Below are 14631 nucleotides of genomic sequence, written 5' to 3'. Positions count from 1 at the left end.
AGCGTCGCCGAGGAGTAGCCGTGCATTACCAACCTAAACAAGACCTGTTACAGGATCGCATTATTCTGGTCACCGGTGCCAGTGATGGCATCGGACGTGAAGCCGTGCTTACCTATGCACGCTACGGTGCGACCGTTATCCTGCTTGGACGTAATGAAGAAAAATTGCGTCAGGTTGCCCGCACCGTCGCCGATGAAAACGGAACACAACCACAATGGTTTACACTGGATCTGCTGACCTGTACCGCTGAAGAGTGTCACCAGTTGGCGCAACGCCTCGCCGCACATTATCCGCGTCTGGATGGGGTGTTGCATAACGCCGGGCTGCTGGGCGATATTTGCCCGATGAGCGAACAAAATCCGCAGGTATGGCAGGATGTTATGCAGGTCAATGTCAACGCGACGTTTATGTTGACTCAGGCATTGCTGCCGCTGTTACTCAAATCAGATTCAGGATCGCTGGTTTTTACCTCCTCAAGCGTCGGTCGTCAGGGACGGGCTAACTGGGGAGCGTATGCCACCTCTAAGTTTGCAACCGAAGGGATGATGCAGGTCCTGGCAGACGAATACCAGAATCGCCATTTGCGCGTAAATTGCATTAATCCAGGCGGCACGCGTACCGGCATGCGTGCCAGCGCATTCCCGACGGAAGATCCGCAAAAACTCAAAACCCCCGCCGACATTATGCCGCTGTACCTGTGGCTGATGGGCGATGACAGCCGCCGTAAAACCGGTATGACTTTTGATGCCCAACCGGGCCGTAAACCAGGAATTGCCCAATGAGTGAAGAACGCTATCAGCAGCGCCAACAGCGCGTAAAAGACCGGGTTGACGCGCGTGTTGCGGCCGCCAGAGACGAGCGCGGAATTATCATCGTTTTTACCGGTAATGGTAAGGGTAAAACTACCGCTGCGTTCGGCACAGCAACTCGCGCAGTGGGCCACGGTAAAAAAGTCGGTGTAGTGCAGTTCATTAAAGGTACATGGCCAAACGGCGAAAGAAACCTGCTCGAACCTCATGGTGTAGAGTTTCAGGTGATGGCGACCGGGTTTACCTGGGAAACACAGAATCGTGAAGCTGACACCGCTGCCTGTCTGGCCGTATGGGAACACGGTAAACGAATGCTGGCCGATCCTGAGCTGGATATGGTTGTGCTGGATGAACTGACGTATATGGTGGCCTACGACTACCTCCCGCTTGAAGAGGTGATCAACGCCTTAAACGCGCGCCCGGCCCAGCAGACGGTCATAATTACGGGTCGTGGATGCCATCGCGATATTCTGGAGTTAGCCGACACGGTCAGCGAGTTGCGTCCGGTCAAGCATGCTTTTGAAGCGGGCATTAAAGCCCAAATGGGGATTGATTACTAATAGCAGGCCGGATAAGGCGCTTGCGCCGCATCCGGCTCCACGCTAACGCCTGATAGCGCTTTGCTTATCAGGCCTGTTTATGATTAACCGTTGTTGCTGCGTCCACCCGGGCGACGGCTGCTGCCGACCTGAGAGTGACGTTTCACCGCACGGCGGATCTGATTCGCTTTCATGCGACGACGGTCTTTCTCGACAGCGACTTTAGACGTGGTTTCCGGTTTCAACTCCACCAGTTCACGCAGATAGTTGGTCTGTGCAAGATCAAGCTCCGTCCAGCCGCCACGCGGCAGACCTTTCGGCAATGGAATATCGCCATAACGTACACGGATAAGACGACTTACCTGCACGCCTACCGCTTCCCACAGACGACGAACCTCGCGGTTGCGGCCTTCAGTCAGCGTGACGTTATACCACTGGTTAATCCCTTCACCACCGCTGAACTTGATGGTTTTAAACGCAGCCGGACCATCTTCCAGCTGTACGCCACGGCTCAGATCACGCAGTTTAGCTTCATCAACCTGACCGAACACACGCACCGCGTACTCGCGTTCAACTTCACGGCTCGGGTGCATCAGACGGTTCGCCAATTCACCATCAGTAGTAAACAGCAGCAGACCACAGGTATTGACGTCCAGACGACCTACGGCAATCCAGCGCGCGTCGCGCAGCTTTGGCAAGCGGTCAAAAACGGTTGGACGACCTTCCGGGTCGTTACGGGTACACAGTTCACCTTCCGGCTTGTAATAGGCCAGAACGCGGCAGATTTGTTCTGCAGATTCTTTCACCGAAATCAGATGGCCGTCGATACGGATTTTCAGACCCGGCGTCACTTCAACGCGATCGCCAAGCGTGGCAATTTTGCCATCAACGCTCACACGACCTGCTGCAATAATGGATTCAATTTCACGGCGAGAACCGTGGCCAGCACGCGCCAGCACTTTTTGTAACTTTTCGCTCATAGAGCTTCCTTTAGGTGTCGCCTTCACAGGCGTCGAACAGGAGAATCAACGGCACCAGTCAGCGCCATTTTAAGGCCGCGTAGTATAGCGGTTCGCGCCTTTATAAGAAAGGTTTAACGTCACCAACGCCTTCGCGCAATACCACCGGGGAATCATCGGTTAAATCGATGACCGTCGTCGGTTGTTGACCAAGGTAACCACCGTGAATGATCAGATCGACCAACTTCTCCAGACGATCTTTGATCTCTTCGGGATCGGACTCGGTAAACTCGCTGCCCGGAAGCATCAGTGAAGTAGAAAGCATTGGCTCACCCAAAGCTTCGAGCAACGCCAGCGCAATGGGATTCGACGGAACTCGCAGGCCAATAGTCTTACGCTTTTCCTGCAGCAGTCGGCGTGGAACTTCTTTCGTCCCTTTCAGGATAAAAGTATAGTTGCCTGGCGTATTGTTTTTAATTAAACGAAAGGCCACGTTGTCGACAAATGAATAGGTAGACAGCTCCGACAAATCGCGGCACATCAGCGTAAAGTTGTGGCCGTCCGGCAGATGACGGATACGACAAATACGCTCCATCGCGCCTTTATCTTCAATTTTGCATCCCAACGCATAGCCGGAATCGGTTGGATAGACAATCACCCCACCTTTACGCACAATTTCAACGGCCTGATTGATCAACCGCTGCTGTGGGTTTTCGGGATGAATATAAAAAAACTGGCTCATACTTTCCTCTCTGTGATCTCGGGCTGTTCCCAAAGCTGCCACACGCCTTCGACGCCGGCAGGCAACCAAAGTTTGCGCCCCAGTTCAATCCATGGACACGGCTGGTGAAAATCAGACCCTTGCGATGCCCACAACTGATGCTGGCGCGCAAGCGTCGCCAGATGGGTACGTTCATTGGGAGACTGCTGGCACTGTGCCACTTCCATCGCGTCACCGTGATGTTCAGCAAAATGTGCAACCAGTCTTTTCAGCCACTTAGCGCTAAGATCGTACCGCCCAGGATGAGCCAGAACTGCCTTACCGCCAGAATGATGAATGACATCAATAGCTTGTTCTATTGTACACCACTGTGGCGGAACGTAACCGGTTTTCCCACGGGCAAGATATTTTTTAAAGACATCCGCCATGGTTGTGGCTTTTCCGCATTCCACCAGAAAACGCGCAAAATGGCCCCGCGTGACGGCCCCGCCGTCGGCCAAACGCAAAGCCCCTTCCCACGCTCCCGGAATATGCGCTTTGTCCAGCCGTTCTGCAATCAGGCGCGCGCGCTGCTGGCGGCGTTCCGTTTGCTGTGCCAAAAACGCACACATCATAGGATGTGCGGTATCAATATTCAGACCCACAATATGGATCTCATGGTTTTCCCAGACCGTTGAAATTTCTACACCCGAGATTAGATTTAGCGCTAGCCCCGAACGTGAAATTTCTTCTCTTGCCGCCGCAATACCTGCCGTGGTGTCATGATCGGTGATCGCCAGTGTACCGACTCGCATCTCTACCGCACGATGTACTAAGGCCTCTGGCGTCAATCGCCCATCGGAGGCTGTCGTATGGCTGTGCAGGTCATAAATCACTGCGTAATTCGTGTCGCTCAAGGCGTCTCCCGTTTCAATAAATGTCGTATCACGATCATCATAGCGGTTTCGACAAATTAACTGAAATCAGGTGTTGACTTTACTCCATTGAACTAGTTAACTAGTACGCAAGTTCACATGAAGAAGGTATCTGAGATGAAAGCACGTTTTGTTCTGCACGGTTGGTGGCGCACTTCCTGATTTCGGGCAGTGTCTTACGTCTGCACTATGCAACCAGATACCCGGCCCGCCACATGAGCGGGCTTTTTTTTGAACAAAATTAATGAGAAGAACGATGCAAACACAAAAACCAACACTTGAACTGCTCGCCTGCGATGCCGCCTACCGTGAGAACCCAACGGCGCTGTTTCATCAGGTGTGTGGCGCACGACCGGCAACGTTGTTGCTGGAATCCGCCGATATCGACAGTAAGGACGATCTCAAGAGCCTGCTGCTGGTAGACAGCGCGTTGCGTATTACCGCACTGGGTGACACTGTCACTATTCAGGCATTGTCGGCGAATGGCGCGTCGCTACTTCCTCTGCTGGACGCCGCCCTGCCCACGGGCGTTGAAAACGATAAACAGCCGAACATTCGTCAGTTGACATTCCCCAGCGTAAGCCCGCTGCTGGATGAAGATGCCCGTTTATGTTCACTTTCTGTATTTGACGCGTTCCGTTTGTTGCAGGAGCTGGTCAATGTTCCGGCGCAAGAGCGTGAAGCCATGTTCTTCGGCGGTCTGTTTTCCTACGACCTGGTTGCCGGATTTGAAGATTTACCTCAGCTTGAAGCAGGTAACCGTTGCCCGGACTACTGCTTCTATCTGGCAGAAACACTGATGGTTATCGACCACCAGAAAAAAAGCACCCGCATTCAGGCCAGCATCTTCACGCCAAATGACGAGGAAAAACAGCGACTGAACGCCCGCCTGGCACAGTTGAGCCAACAGCTCACCGAACCCGCACCGCCGCTGCCCGTCACTGAAGTCCCGCAAATGCGCTGCGAATGCAATCAGAGCGATGAAGAGTTCGGTGCAGTAGTGCGTGGCCTGCAAAAAGCGATTCGCGCAGGTGAGATTTTCCAGGTGGTTCCATCTCGTCGCTTCTCGCTGCCCTGCCCGTCGCCGCTGGCAGCCTACTATGTGCTGAAGAAAAGCAACCCCAGCCCGTACATGTTTTTCATGCAGGACAATGATTTCACCCTGTTTGGCGCATCGCCGGAGAGCTCGTTGAAATACGATGCCACCAGCCGTCAGATTGAAATTTACCCGATCGCCGGGACCCGCCCGCGTGGTCGCCGTGCGGATGGCTCGCTGGATCGCGATCTCGACAGTCGTATCGAGCTGGAAATGCGTACCGACCATAAAGAACTTTCCGAACACCTGATGCTGGTCGACCTTGCTCGTAACGATCTCGCACGTATCTGCACCCCAGGTAGCCGCTATGTTGCCGACCTGACCAAAGTCGACCGTTACTCTTTCGTAATGCACCTGGTATCCCGTGTGGTGGGCGAACTGCGTAGCGATTTGGATGTGCTTCATGCTTACCGCGCCTGTATGAACATGGGCACGCTGAGTGGTGCGCCAAAAGTCCGCGCGATGCAATTGATCGCCGAGGCCGAAGGTCGCCGTCGGGGCAGCTATGGCGGCGCGGTCGGCTACTTTACCGCCCATGGCGACCTGGATACCTGCATTGTGATCCGTTCAGCTCTGGTGGAAGACGGTATCGCCACCGTGCAGGCAGGTGCCGGGATTGTTCTGGATTCTGTTCCGCAGTCTGAAGCCGATGAAACCCGTAATAAAGCGCGTGCCGTTTTGCGTGCTATCGCCACCGCGCACCATGCACAGGAGACTTTCTAATGGCTGACATTCTGCTGCTCGATAATATCGACTCATTTACCTACAACCTGGCAGATCAGCTGCGCACTAATGGTCACAACGTAGTGATTTACCGTAACCATATTCCGGCTCAGACGTTAATTGACCGTTTAGCGACGATGAAAAACCCTGTGCTGATGCTTTCTCCAGGGCCTGGCGCACCCAGTGAAGCGGGCTGCATGCCAGAGCTGTTAACCCGCCTGCGCGGCAAACTGCCCATTATCGGTATTTGTCTGGGGCATCAGGCGATTGTTGAAGCCTATGGTGGATATGTCGGTCAGGCGGGGGAAATCCTGCACGGCAAAGCCTCCAGCATTGAACACGATGGGCAGGCGATGTTCGCCGGTCTGGCAAACCCGCTGCCGGTGGCGCGCTATCACTCGCTGGTTGGCAGCAACGTACCGGCCGGATTGACCATTAACGCGCATTTTAACGGTATGGTAATGGCAGTTCGTCACGATACCGACCGCGTATGCGGTTTCCAGTTCCATCCGGAATCGATTCTGACCACTCAGGGTGCGCGTCTACTGGAGCAAACGCTGGCCTGGGCGCAACAGAAGCTCGAACAAACCAATACGCTGCAACCGATCCTGGAAAAACTGTACCAGGCTCAGACGTTATCCCAGCAGGAAAGCCACCAGCTGTTCTCTGCTGTCGTTCGCGGTGAACTGAAGCCGGAACAGTTGGCTGCGGCACTGGTCAGTATGAAAATTCGTGGCGAACACCCGAATGAAATTGCCGGTGCGGCAACGGCATTACTGGAAAATGCCGCCCCGTTCCCGCGCCCGGACTATCTGTTTGCCGACATTGTCGGAACCGGCGGTGACGGCAGTAACAGTATCAATATTTCCACCGCCAGCGCGTTTGTCGCGGCGGCCTGTGGATTAAAAGTGGCCAAACACGGCAACCGCAGCGTCTCCAGTAAATCAGGCTCTTCGGATCTGCTGGCGGCATTTGGTATCAATCTGGATATGAATGCCGATAAATCCCGTCAGGCGCTCGATGACCTGGGCGTGTGTTTCCTGTTTGCACCGAAATACCACACGGGTTTTCGCCATGCGATGCCGGTACGCCAGCAGTTGAAAACCCGCACGTTGTTTAATGTGCTTGGGCCATTGATAAATCCAGCGCATCCACCGCTGGCGCTGATCGGCGTTTACAGCCCGGAACTGGTGTTGCCGATTGCCGAAACACTGCGCGTGCTGGGATATCAACGGGCAGCCGTGGTACATAGCGGCGGAATGGATGAAGTTTCACTGCATGCGCCGACCATAGTGGCAGAACTGCATGATGGTGAAATTAAGAGCTACCAGCTAACGGCGGAAGACTTTGGCCTGACGCCATATCATCAGGAACAGTTGGCTGGCGGCACGCCGGAAGAAAACCGTGACATTCTGAGTCGCTTGTTACAAGGTAAAGGTGAGGCCGCTCATGAGGCTGCTGTTGCCGCGAATGTCGCCATGTTAATGCGCCTGCACGGTAAAGAAGACTTAAAAGCCAACGCGCAAACCGTGATTAATGTGCTGCGCAGCGGTGCGGCTTACGACCGTGTCACTGCACTGGCCGCAAGAGGGTAAATGATGCAAACCGTTTTAGCGAAAATTGTCGCTGACAAGGCGATTTGGGTAGAAGCCCGCAAACAGCAACAACCGCTGGCCAGCTTTCAAAATGATGTTCAACCCAGCACGCGTGATTTCTACGATGCGCTGCAAGGGACACGAACCGCTTTTATTCTGGAGTGTAAAAAAGCCTCTCCGTCAAAAGGCGTGATCCGTGATGACTTCGACCCGGCACAGATTGCGGACGTATATAAACATTATGCTTCTGCGATTTCCGTGCTGACGGACGAGAAATACTTTCAGGGTAGCTTTGATTTTCTGCCCATCGTCAGTCGCATCGCACCACAGCCGATCCTGTGTAAAGACTTTATTATCGATCCTTACCAGATTTATCTGGCACGTTTCTACCAGGCCGACGCCTGCCTGCTGATGTTGTCGGTTTTAGATGATGAACAGTATCGTCAACTCGCTGCCGTCGCCCACAGTTTGAAAATGGGCGTGCTGACTGAGGTCAGCAATGAAGAAGAGTTGGAGCGCGCCATTGCGCTGGGTGCAAAAGTCGTCGGCATTAACAACCGTGATTTACGTGACCTGTCGATTGACCTGAATCGTACCCGTCAACTGGCACCGCGACTGGGTCATGGCGTTACCGTCATCAGCGAATCTGGTATCAATACCTATGCTCAGGTGCGCGAGCTCAGCCATTTCGCCAACGGTTTTCTGATTGGTTCCGCGCTGATGTCCCACGATGATCTGCATGCCGCCGTGCGTCGCGTGCTGCTCGGCGAGAATAAAGTCTGCGGCCTGACCCGGGCGCAGGATGCAAACGCGGCATATGAAGCGGGCGCCATTTACGGTGGCTTGATTTTTGTGCCCACATCGCCGCGCGCGATCGACGTTGAACAGGCTCGAGAAGTTATGACCGGTGCGCCGCTGCAGTATGTTGGGGTGTTTCGCAACACAGATATTACCGACGTGCGCGAAACAGCGGCAGCTCTGGAACTCACCGCGGTGCAACTGCATGGTAGTGAAGATCAGGCCTATGTTGACGCCCTGCGCGACGCGCTACCCGCACAGGTACAAATCTGGAAGGCACTGAGCGTTGGCGAATCACTGCCTGCTCGTCGCTATCAACATATTGATAAATACGTTTTTGATAACGGCCAGGGCGGCAGCGGTAAGCGCTTTGACTGGTCGCTACTGGGCGGACAATCGCTGGATAACGTTTTACTGGCTGGCGGACTCGGTGCAGATAACTGCGTCGACGCGGCTAAAACCGGCTGTGCCGGGCTCGATTTTAATTCTGGCGTAGAGTCACAGCCGGGCATCAAAGATGCACGTCTTCTGGCTTCAGTCTTTCAGACGCTGCGCGCATATTAAGGAAAAGGACATGACAACATTACTCAATCCGTATTTTGGTGAATTTGGCGGTATGTATGTGCCACAGATTCTGATGCCTGCACTGCGCCAACTGGAAGAAGCGTTCGTCAGTGCACAAAAAGACCCTGAGTTTCAGGCCCAGTTTACCGACCTGCTGAAAAACTATGCCGGGCGCCCTACCGCGTTGACCAAATGCCAGAACATCACTAACGGCACCAGGACTACGCTGTATCTCAAGCGTGAGGATCTGCTGCACGGCGGCGCACACAAAACGAACCAGGTTCTGGGACAAGCGTTACTGGCGAAGCGCATGGGGAAAACAGAAATCATCGCAGAAACAGGTGCGGGTCAGCACGGTGTGGCGTCTGCCCTTGCCAGCGCCCTGCTGGGTTTAAAGTGCCGTATTTATATGGGTGCGAAAGACGTCGAGCGTCAGTCTCCGAACGTTTTCCGTATGCGTCTGATGGGTGCTGAAGTTATTCCGGTACACAGCGGCTCTGCCACGTTGAAAGATGCCTGTAACGAGGCGTTGCGCGACTGGTCTGGCAGTTACGATACCGCGCACTATATGCTGGGTACGGCGGCAGGCCCGCATCCTTTCCCGACTATCGTACGCGAGTTCCAGCGCATGATTGGTGAAGAAACAAAAGCGCAGATTCTGGAAAAAGAAGGCCGTCTGCCGGATGCCGTGATCGCCTGTGTCGGCGGCGGCTCAAATGCGATCGGCATGTTCGCCGATTTTATAAATGAAACCAGCGTTGGACTGATTGGCGTTGAGCCTGGTGGTCACGGGATCGAATCCGGCGAGCACGGCGCACCGCTGAAACATGGTCGTGTCGGGATTTACTTCGGCATGAAGTCGCCAATGATGCAGACCACTGAAGGGCAAATCGAAGAGTCCTACTCCATTTCTGCGGGGCTGGACTTCCCGTCAGTCGGGCCACAACACGCTTATCTGAACAGTATCGGACGCGCTGACTATGTTTCGATTACTGATGATGAAGCGCTTGAAGCCTTCAAAACACTGTGTCTGCATGAGGGGATTATCCCGGCGCTGGAGTCTTCCCACGCCCTGGCACATGCGTTGAAAATGATGCGGGAAAACCCGGAGAAAGAGCAATTACTGGTGGTCAACCTCTCTGGTCGCGGCGACAAAGACATTTTCACCGTACACGATATTCTGAAAGCGCGAGGGGAAATCTGATGGAACGTTATGAAAATCTGTTTGCACAACTGAAGGACCGCAAAGAAGGCGCTTTTGTCCCCTTCGTAACCCTGGGCGATCCTTCTGTTGAACAGTCACTGAAAATCATTGATACGCTGATCGAAGCGGGTGCCGATGCGCTTGAGCTGGGTATTCCGTTCTCCGATCCGTTGGCCGACGGTCCAACCATTCAGGAAGCGACCTTACGTGCGTTCGCGGCAGGCGTCACACCGTCACAATGCTTTGAAATGTTGGCACTGGTTCGGCAAAAACACCCAACCATTCCGATTGGTTTACTGATGTATGCCAACCTGGTGTTCAGTAAAGGTATTGACGAATTTTACGCACAGTGCGAGAAGGTCGGTGTAGATTCGGTATTAGTCGCCGATGTGCCGGTTGAAGAATCTGCGCCATTCAGAACGGCGGCATTACGCCATAATGTCGCGCCAATTTTCATTTGCCCGCCTAACGCTGACGAGGAACTGCTGCGCCAGATTGCCTCTTATGGCCGCGGTTATACCTATCTATTGTCACGCGCAGGTGTTACAGGTGCCGAAAATCGTGCAGCGTTACCGTTACATCATCTGGTCGAGAAGCTGAAAGAATTTAATGCCCCGCCTTCATTACAGGGCTTTGGTATCTCTGCACCGGAACAGGTGACAGGCGCCATTGAAGCAGGTGCTGCGGGGGCTATTTCTGGATCGGCGATTGTCAAAATCATTGAGAAGAATGTTGCAGCACCAGAGCAAATGCTGGCTGAGCTGAAATCCTTTGTCAGTGCAATGAAAGCCGCGACCCATCAGTAAGCTGAAATAACCGCCAGAAACGTCTGGCGGTTTTACCCTTCTTTCGCCTGCTTCATTTTGTACATGGCGTTATCCGCATTCTGGATGGCCACATCCAGTTCGCCCTTCACCTCAGCAACGCCCCATGACACCGACAGCGGTACGGTGTGGCCATCCACCACAAAGACGTGATTGTTGACCTGGCCACTGATACGCTGCGCAATCGCGATAGCATCACTTGTCTGGGAGCGAAACAGCAGGATCATAAATTCATCCCCACCGGTACGAATCACGAGATCGTGGCTGGTACGAGTGTTTGACAACATTCTGTTGGCAATAGTTTGCAGCGCGCGATCGCCTGCGGCATGCCCCCAGGTGTCGTTGACTGCCTTAAACTTATTGCAATCCAGCAGCACCACAGAACAATGTGATAAGTCCCGACGCTTAATAATGTCGAGAATTCGCCGATTAAAGCAGCCAGTCAGCGAATCAATATAGACTTTGAGGTCGCTTTGATTCAGCCACGACTTCAGCGAGAAACTGATCATAATAAAGAAGAATGGTGCCAGCAGTATCACAATTCCGGCGTGCGTATCGCGCACCATAAACCGGCCTAATGCTATTGAGTAGTACAGCGCATATTTTTCTGACAACTTCCGCACCATAATGCGCGTTTTCCCCGTACATTTGCCAGATAAACAGAGGCGCTCATTATTGGATAAATTCACCAGAGCCACATTCAGGCCCGGTGGCATTTGATAGTCAAAAGCATTTGCCAACGCCTCCTGCAACTCCGGCTTTGAATGGTCATAGACCAGATAGGCGACGATTTGATCCGATATCTCTTTCCCGGAAAGGTCATAGATATAGCTCACCACGCTGTAGGCTTTTTCACCGGTAATTTTATCGGTATAAAAATTCGTTGAACTGAGCGCTTTATTCTTGATGTTTTTTTGCAGCAAACGGGTATAAAAATCGACTGGCGGATAGAAAAATCCGGTAATGTCCTGCGCCATTTCAGAATCAGAGAACGTAAAATTGCGCGAATCAGAAGGCATAAACCAGTAAAAATAATCCGCATTCTTGGCAATGATGTAACGATGCGCGTCAAAACTGCCAGGATTTAACTCATTAACCATGCCGCGAATAAACTCCGCTGCCGTATACATACATATAGCTTTAAGGTTAGCTTGTCGGGCGATAATCGTCCCTGTTGCCGAATGCACCCGCTTTGGGTCGGCATTAATCCCCCATTCACCCGCATTTCGCGGAACAAACTGCGCCGCATTATCACATTGATCGTCATTTTTAATGTGATGGTAGCGCTCACCAATCGCATCGGCGATGAGTTCATTATCATTAAAGATATCCAGCATACGGGCTTGCAGGCGGTTAATCCCTTCGCTGGCCGTGGCCATACGCTGTTCGTAGATGATAAACAGAAACAACGAGGTAAATATCAGCGTAATCAGCCCCGATACCAGCAGTGCCTGCCTGTTCCTGAGCTTATCTTGCACAATCTTCACGAGTCCACCCTGATAGTTAACGGTAATGCCAAACCGGTTACCCGTTTATGTTGTTGCATAACAGCGCTGAGTATTAAAAATAATAGTGATCGTCCTGCGGCCCTGATAATGGATGAAAATAAGGTCTCTCCCGTGTACCTAAGTTACAGATTTATACAACAAAAGAACATTTTTGTTAACAAAAATGCAAACTAGTCATCCCCGGCTATCGGATAGCCGGCACGCCGAATCGCTTCCCGACAGTCGCTCACGCCTGCGGCATACCCCGCTTCGATTTCACAAACCGGACTGGCGCTGCAATAAGGTAGTGTGATTTGTGTGGCGATGACCTTTTCCAGGGCTTCCACCCTGCTCATGTAATTCAATAATTCGCGCGCAGCATACACGGCAAACTCTTTCGTATCATCGTCTATGGATGCTTCCATAAGGGAAATTTTTTGTTGTAGCAGCTGACGGGTCAATATCATCGTCAATACCCTCAAAGCCAGTTTGCTTAAAGAGTAGCATTACATCAAAGGGGAGAATGTCGGGAAGGGAAAAAGAGAGGAGAAAAGCTGGCCGCTAAACGACCAGCCTTTCAGACTGGAATCGCTGACTTAAAAACGATAACCCGCGGAGAACATAAACACCCACGGATCAAGGCGTACGCTGTCGCGCTGCTGGACGCCACCCATTTTATAGCTCGCGGTGGTGTCGATATCCATGTACCAGACCGACATGTTAATCAGCCAGTCGCGGTTGATCAGATAGTCCATACCGACTTGTCCTGCCGCACCCCAGGAGTCTTTCAGGCTCAGATCGGATAAACCCGCTTCTTTCCCGTTGTTGTTAAAACCTTCATCGAAGAAAGTCGTGTAGTTCACACCTACGCCAACGTAAGGACGCAGTTTGCTGCTGGAGTCGCCAAAGTACCACTGCGCCATTAATGTCGGCGGTAAATGATGAACGGTGGCAATATCACCGGTTGCCCCGGTGCCGATCTTATGGCGGAACGGCGTGGCTGCCAGTAACTCAACGCCAATATTGTCGGTTGCCATATACGTGAATGTCAGGCCCAACTGCGTATTGTTGCTGACATCAAAGCCACCCAGGCTTCCCAGCGTACCACCCGCGCCTTCCGTCGGTCTGACGGTAGCCGAACCTGCACGAATAAAGAACTCTCCGGCCTCATGCGCAAATGCGTTCCCAGAGAGAAGAGTTGTTAAAGCCAATGCTGCAACTGTTAATTTTTTCATGTCCGCTCCATCGTTATGGTTATAAAAGCGGAACGAATATACCTACAATGGAGTAATAAGTGATCTAACCTGGATCACATTGAGTTTGATAATTTAACATTTATTGATCCAGATTAAGTTAGAACTTGCATTCAAAATCCTGGTTAAATTAATTCAGATCAATTTTGATATATTTTCACTATGCAAGTACCTTTAGCTCCAACAGGAAGCGTTTGTTATTTGAACGTGATGTACAGAGAACACACAATGATGTTTCAAGATGCTGAAGTCCTGGCCAAAAATTACCGGAGCTTTACAAAGATATGCCTTTCCATACATCGTACGATGCTGCCACTGTAGAGTTATCCAGGGTACAATTGCGCGCAAATGAACACCTGCAAAACTCAAGGAGAGTGCATGTCTATCACGGCGAAATCCGTTTACCGTGACACGGGAAACTTTTTCCGTAATCAATTCATTACCATCTTGCTGGTATCGTTATTGTGCGCGTTTATCACAGTGGTGCTAGGGCATGCCTTTTCTCCCAGCGACGCGCAAATCGCGCAACTGAGCGAAGGGGATCAGCTAACCAGCAGTGTGGGCCTGTTCGATCTGGTACAGAATATGACGCCGGAGCAGCAGCAAATTTTGCTACGCGCTTCTGCAGCATCGACGTTTTCAGGGCTGATTGGTAATGCCATCCTTGCAGGAGGCATCATCCTGATGATTCAACTGATTTCGGCGGGTCATCGGGTTAGCGCATTACGCGCCATTGGCGCCAGCGCGCCGGTATTACCTAAATTGTTTATTCTGATTTTTCTGACTACCCTGCTGGTACAGGTCGGTATTATGCTGGTTGTCGTGCCTGGTATTCTGCTGGCTATCTTGCTGGCCCTCGCGCCAGTGATGGTCGTGCAGGATAAAATGGGCGTCTTTGCCGCTATGCGCAACAGTATGCGTCTGGCGTGGTCTAATATGCGACTGGTAGCGCCGGCAGTAATCGGTTGGTTACTGGCAAAAACACTGCTGTTGCTTTTTGCGCCAAGTTTTGCAGTACTAACGCCAAACGTAGGCGCGGTATTGGCGAATACGCTGAGCAATATGATCTCTGCTGTGCTGCTGATCTATTTGTTCCGCCTGTATATGCTGATTCGTCAATAAACCCTGAACGCATGCCGGGTGTG

The 14631-nt window shown here is 52.3% G+C and carries 15 protein-coding genes, 1 pseudogene and 1 other annotated feature; of the genes and pseudogenes, 10 read left to right on the top strand and 6 right to left on the bottom strand.

Going from position 1 to position 14631, the window contains the following annotated elements:
- Nucleotides 1-20 precede the first annotated feature (20 nt).
- The gene (locus QMN38_RS11955; RefSeq protein WP_271440937.1) at nucleotides 21-782 is read left to right on the top strand and encodes a YciK family oxidoreductase; all 762 of its coding nucleotides are present in this window, start codon (nucleotides 21-23) and stop codon (nucleotides 780-782) included.
- On the top strand, nucleotides 779-1369 hold the full coding sequence (gene cobO, locus QMN38_RS11950) for a cob(I)yrinic acid a,c-diamide adenosyltransferase (protein WP_286630964.1): 591 nt from the start codon (nucleotides 779-781) through the stop codon (nucleotides 1367-1369). Before QMN38_RS11955 ends, cobO begins: the two co-directional genes overlap by 4 nt.
- Nucleotides 1370-1452: 83 nt before the next feature.
- On the opposite strand, the gene rluB is transcribed toward cobO, so the two are convergent.
- From rluB to rnm, 3 genes are all read right to left on the bottom strand, one after another.
- On the bottom strand, nucleotides 1453-2328 hold the full coding sequence (gene rluB / locus QMN38_RS11945; RefSeq protein ID WP_271450387.1) for a 23S rRNA pseudouridine(2605) synthase RluB: 876 nt from the start codon (nucleotides 2326-2328) through the stop codon (nucleotides 1453-1455).
- Between the two features lie 100 nt (nucleotides 2329-2428).
- The gene (locus QMN38_RS11940; protein WP_003833336.1) at nucleotides 2429-3049 is read right to left on the bottom strand and encodes an L-threonylcarbamoyladenylate synthase; all 621 of its coding nucleotides are present in this window, start codon (nucleotides 3047-3049) and stop codon (nucleotides 2429-2431) included.
- Nucleotides 3046-3924 (bottom strand): RNase RNM, encoded by an 879-nt coding sequence (rnm, locus tag QMN38_RS11935; protein ID WP_323605118.1) that lies wholly within the window; start codon nucleotides 3922-3924, stop codon nucleotides 3046-3048. The genes QMN38_RS11940 and rnm overlap by 4 nt, the downstream gene beginning before the upstream one ends.
- A gap of 135 nt (nucleotides 3925-4059) precedes the next feature.
- Here rnm and trpL point away from each other — a divergent pair, with 135 nt between their 5' ends.
- The 6 genes from trpL to trpA all read left to right on the top strand — a co-directional run bounded on the left by trpL (nucleotide 4060) and on the right by trpA (nucleotide 10728).
- Entirely contained in the window at nucleotides 4060-4104 is a 45-nt protein-coding gene (gene trpL / locus QMN38_RS11930) for a trp operon leader peptide (RefSeq protein ID WP_212734703.1), read from the top strand.
- Nucleotides 4081-4175: a sequence feature (Trp leader region), on the top strand. (Overlaps the previous gene by 24 nt.)
- Nucleotides 4176-4198: 23 nt before the next feature.
- Nucleotides 4199-5761 (top strand): anthranilate synthase component 1, encoded by a 1563-nt coding sequence (locus QMN38_RS11925; protein WP_323605117.1) that lies wholly within the window; start codon nucleotides 4199-4201, stop codon nucleotides 5759-5761.
- The gene (gene trpD / locus QMN38_RS11920) at nucleotides 5761-7356 is read left to right on the top strand and encodes a bifunctional anthranilate synthase glutamate amidotransferase component TrpG/anthranilate phosphoribosyltransferase TrpD (protein ID WP_202038509.1); all 1596 of its coding nucleotides are present in this window, start codon (nucleotides 5761-5763) and stop codon (nucleotides 7354-7356) included. Before QMN38_RS11925 ends, trpD begins: the two co-directional genes overlap by 1 nt.
- A 3-nt stretch (nucleotides 7357-7359) precedes the next feature.
- On the top strand, nucleotides 7360-8718 hold the full coding sequence (gene trpCF / locus QMN38_RS11915) for a bifunctional indole-3-glycerol-phosphate synthase TrpC/phosphoribosylanthranilate isomerase TrpF (RefSeq protein WP_476580377.1): 1359 nt from the start codon (nucleotides 7360-7362) through the stop codon (nucleotides 8716-8718).
- 10 nt (nucleotides 8719-8728) lie between these two features.
- On the top strand, nucleotides 8729-9922 hold the full coding sequence (gene trpB, locus QMN38_RS11910; RefSeq protein WP_202038508.1) for a tryptophan synthase subunit beta: 1194 nt from the start codon (nucleotides 8729-8731) through the stop codon (nucleotides 9920-9922).
- Complete coding sequence (trpA, locus tag QMN38_RS11905) at nucleotides 9922-10728, top strand: tryptophan synthase subunit alpha (protein ID WP_323605115.1); 807 nt, start codon at nucleotides 9922-9924, stop codon at nucleotides 10726-10728. Before trpB ends, trpA begins: the two co-directional genes overlap by 1 nt.
- 32 nt (nucleotides 10729-10760) lie before the next feature.
- On the opposite strand, the gene QMN38_RS11900 is transcribed toward trpA, so the two are convergent.
- The 3 genes from QMN38_RS11900 to ompW form a co-directional block, all read right to left on the bottom strand.
- On the bottom strand, nucleotides 10761-12233 hold the full coding sequence (locus QMN38_RS11900) for a GGDEF domain-containing protein (protein ID WP_271450390.1): 1473 nt from the start codon (nucleotides 12231-12233) through the stop codon (nucleotides 10761-10763).
- Between the two features lie 191 nt (nucleotides 12234-12424).
- The gene (locus QMN38_RS11895) at nucleotides 12425-12700 is read right to left on the bottom strand and encodes a hypothetical protein (RefSeq protein WP_271450391.1); all 276 of its coding nucleotides are present in this window, start codon (nucleotides 12698-12700) and stop codon (nucleotides 12425-12427) included.
- Between the two features lie 129 nt (nucleotides 12701-12829).
- On the bottom strand, nucleotides 12830-13468 hold the full coding sequence (gene ompW / locus QMN38_RS11890) for an outer membrane protein OmpW (RefSeq protein ID WP_040233206.1): 639 nt from the start codon (nucleotides 13466-13468) through the stop codon (nucleotides 12830-12832).
- A gap of 281 nt (nucleotides 13469-13749) precedes the next feature.
- On the opposite strand from ompW, the pseudogene QMN38_RS11885 reads away from it, so the two are divergent.
- Nucleotides 13750-13836: pseudogene (locus QMN38_RS11885) on the top strand (YkgJ family cysteine cluster protein); the annotation flags it as partial.
- Between the two features lie 28 nt (nucleotides 13837-13864).
- On the top strand, nucleotides 13865-14608 hold the full coding sequence (locus QMN38_RS11880) for a YciC family protein (protein ID WP_040233207.1): 744 nt from the start codon (nucleotides 13865-13867) through the stop codon (nucleotides 14606-14608).
- The last annotated feature ends 23 nt before the right edge of the window (nucleotides 14609-14631 follow it).

Source organism: Citrobacter sp. R-1.5.2, from assembly GCF_035064245.1.
GTDB lineage: Bacteria > Pseudomonadota > Gammaproteobacteria > Enterobacterales > Enterobacteriaceae > Citrobacter.
Note: the sequence above shows the minus strand (reverse complement) of the source record. Positions and strands in the feature narration are given on the sequence as shown.

Excerpts from the sequence above, each read along its gene's own strand:
- QMN38_RS11880 (WP_040233207.1), top strand. The coding sequence starts at position 13,865 with ATGTCTATCACGGCGAAATCCGTTTACCGTGACACGGGAAACTTTTTC.
- ompW (WP_040233206.1), bottom strand. The coding sequence starts at position 13,468 with ATGAAAAAATTAACAGTTGCAGCATTGGCTTTAACAACTCTTCTCTCT.
- QMN38_RS11895 (WP_271450391.1), bottom strand. The coding sequence starts at position 12,700 with ATGATATTGACCCGTCAGCTGCTACAACAAAAAATTTCCCTTATGGAA.
- cobO (WP_286630964.1), top strand. The coding sequence starts at position 779 with ATGAGTGAAGAACGCTATCAGCAGCGCCAACAGCGCGTAAAAGACCGG.
- trpA (WP_323605115.1), top strand. The coding sequence starts at position 9,922 with ATGGAACGTTATGAAAATCTGTTTGCACAACTGAAGGACCGCAAAGAA.
- QMN38_RS11925 (WP_323605117.1), top strand. The coding sequence starts at position 4,199 with ATGCAAACACAAAAACCAACACTTGAACTGCTCGCCTGCGATGCCGCC.
- QMN38_RS11940 (WP_003833336.1), bottom strand. The coding sequence starts at position 3,049 with ATGAGCCAGTTTTTTTATATTCATCCCGAAAACCCACAGCAGCGGTTG.
- trpD (WP_202038509.1), top strand. The coding sequence starts at position 5,761 with ATGGCTGACATTCTGCTGCTCGATAATATCGACTCATTTACCTACAAC.
- trpB (WP_202038508.1), top strand. The coding sequence starts at position 8,729 with ATGACAACATTACTCAATCCGTATTTTGGTGAATTTGGCGGTATGTAT.
- trpCF (WP_476580377.1), top strand. The coding sequence starts at position 7,360 with ATGCAAACCGTTTTAGCGAAAATTGTCGCTGACAAGGCGATTTGGGTA.
- rluB (WP_271450387.1), bottom strand. The coding sequence starts at position 2,328 with ATGAGCGAAAAGTTACAAAAAGTGCTGGCGCGTGCTGGCCACGGTTCT.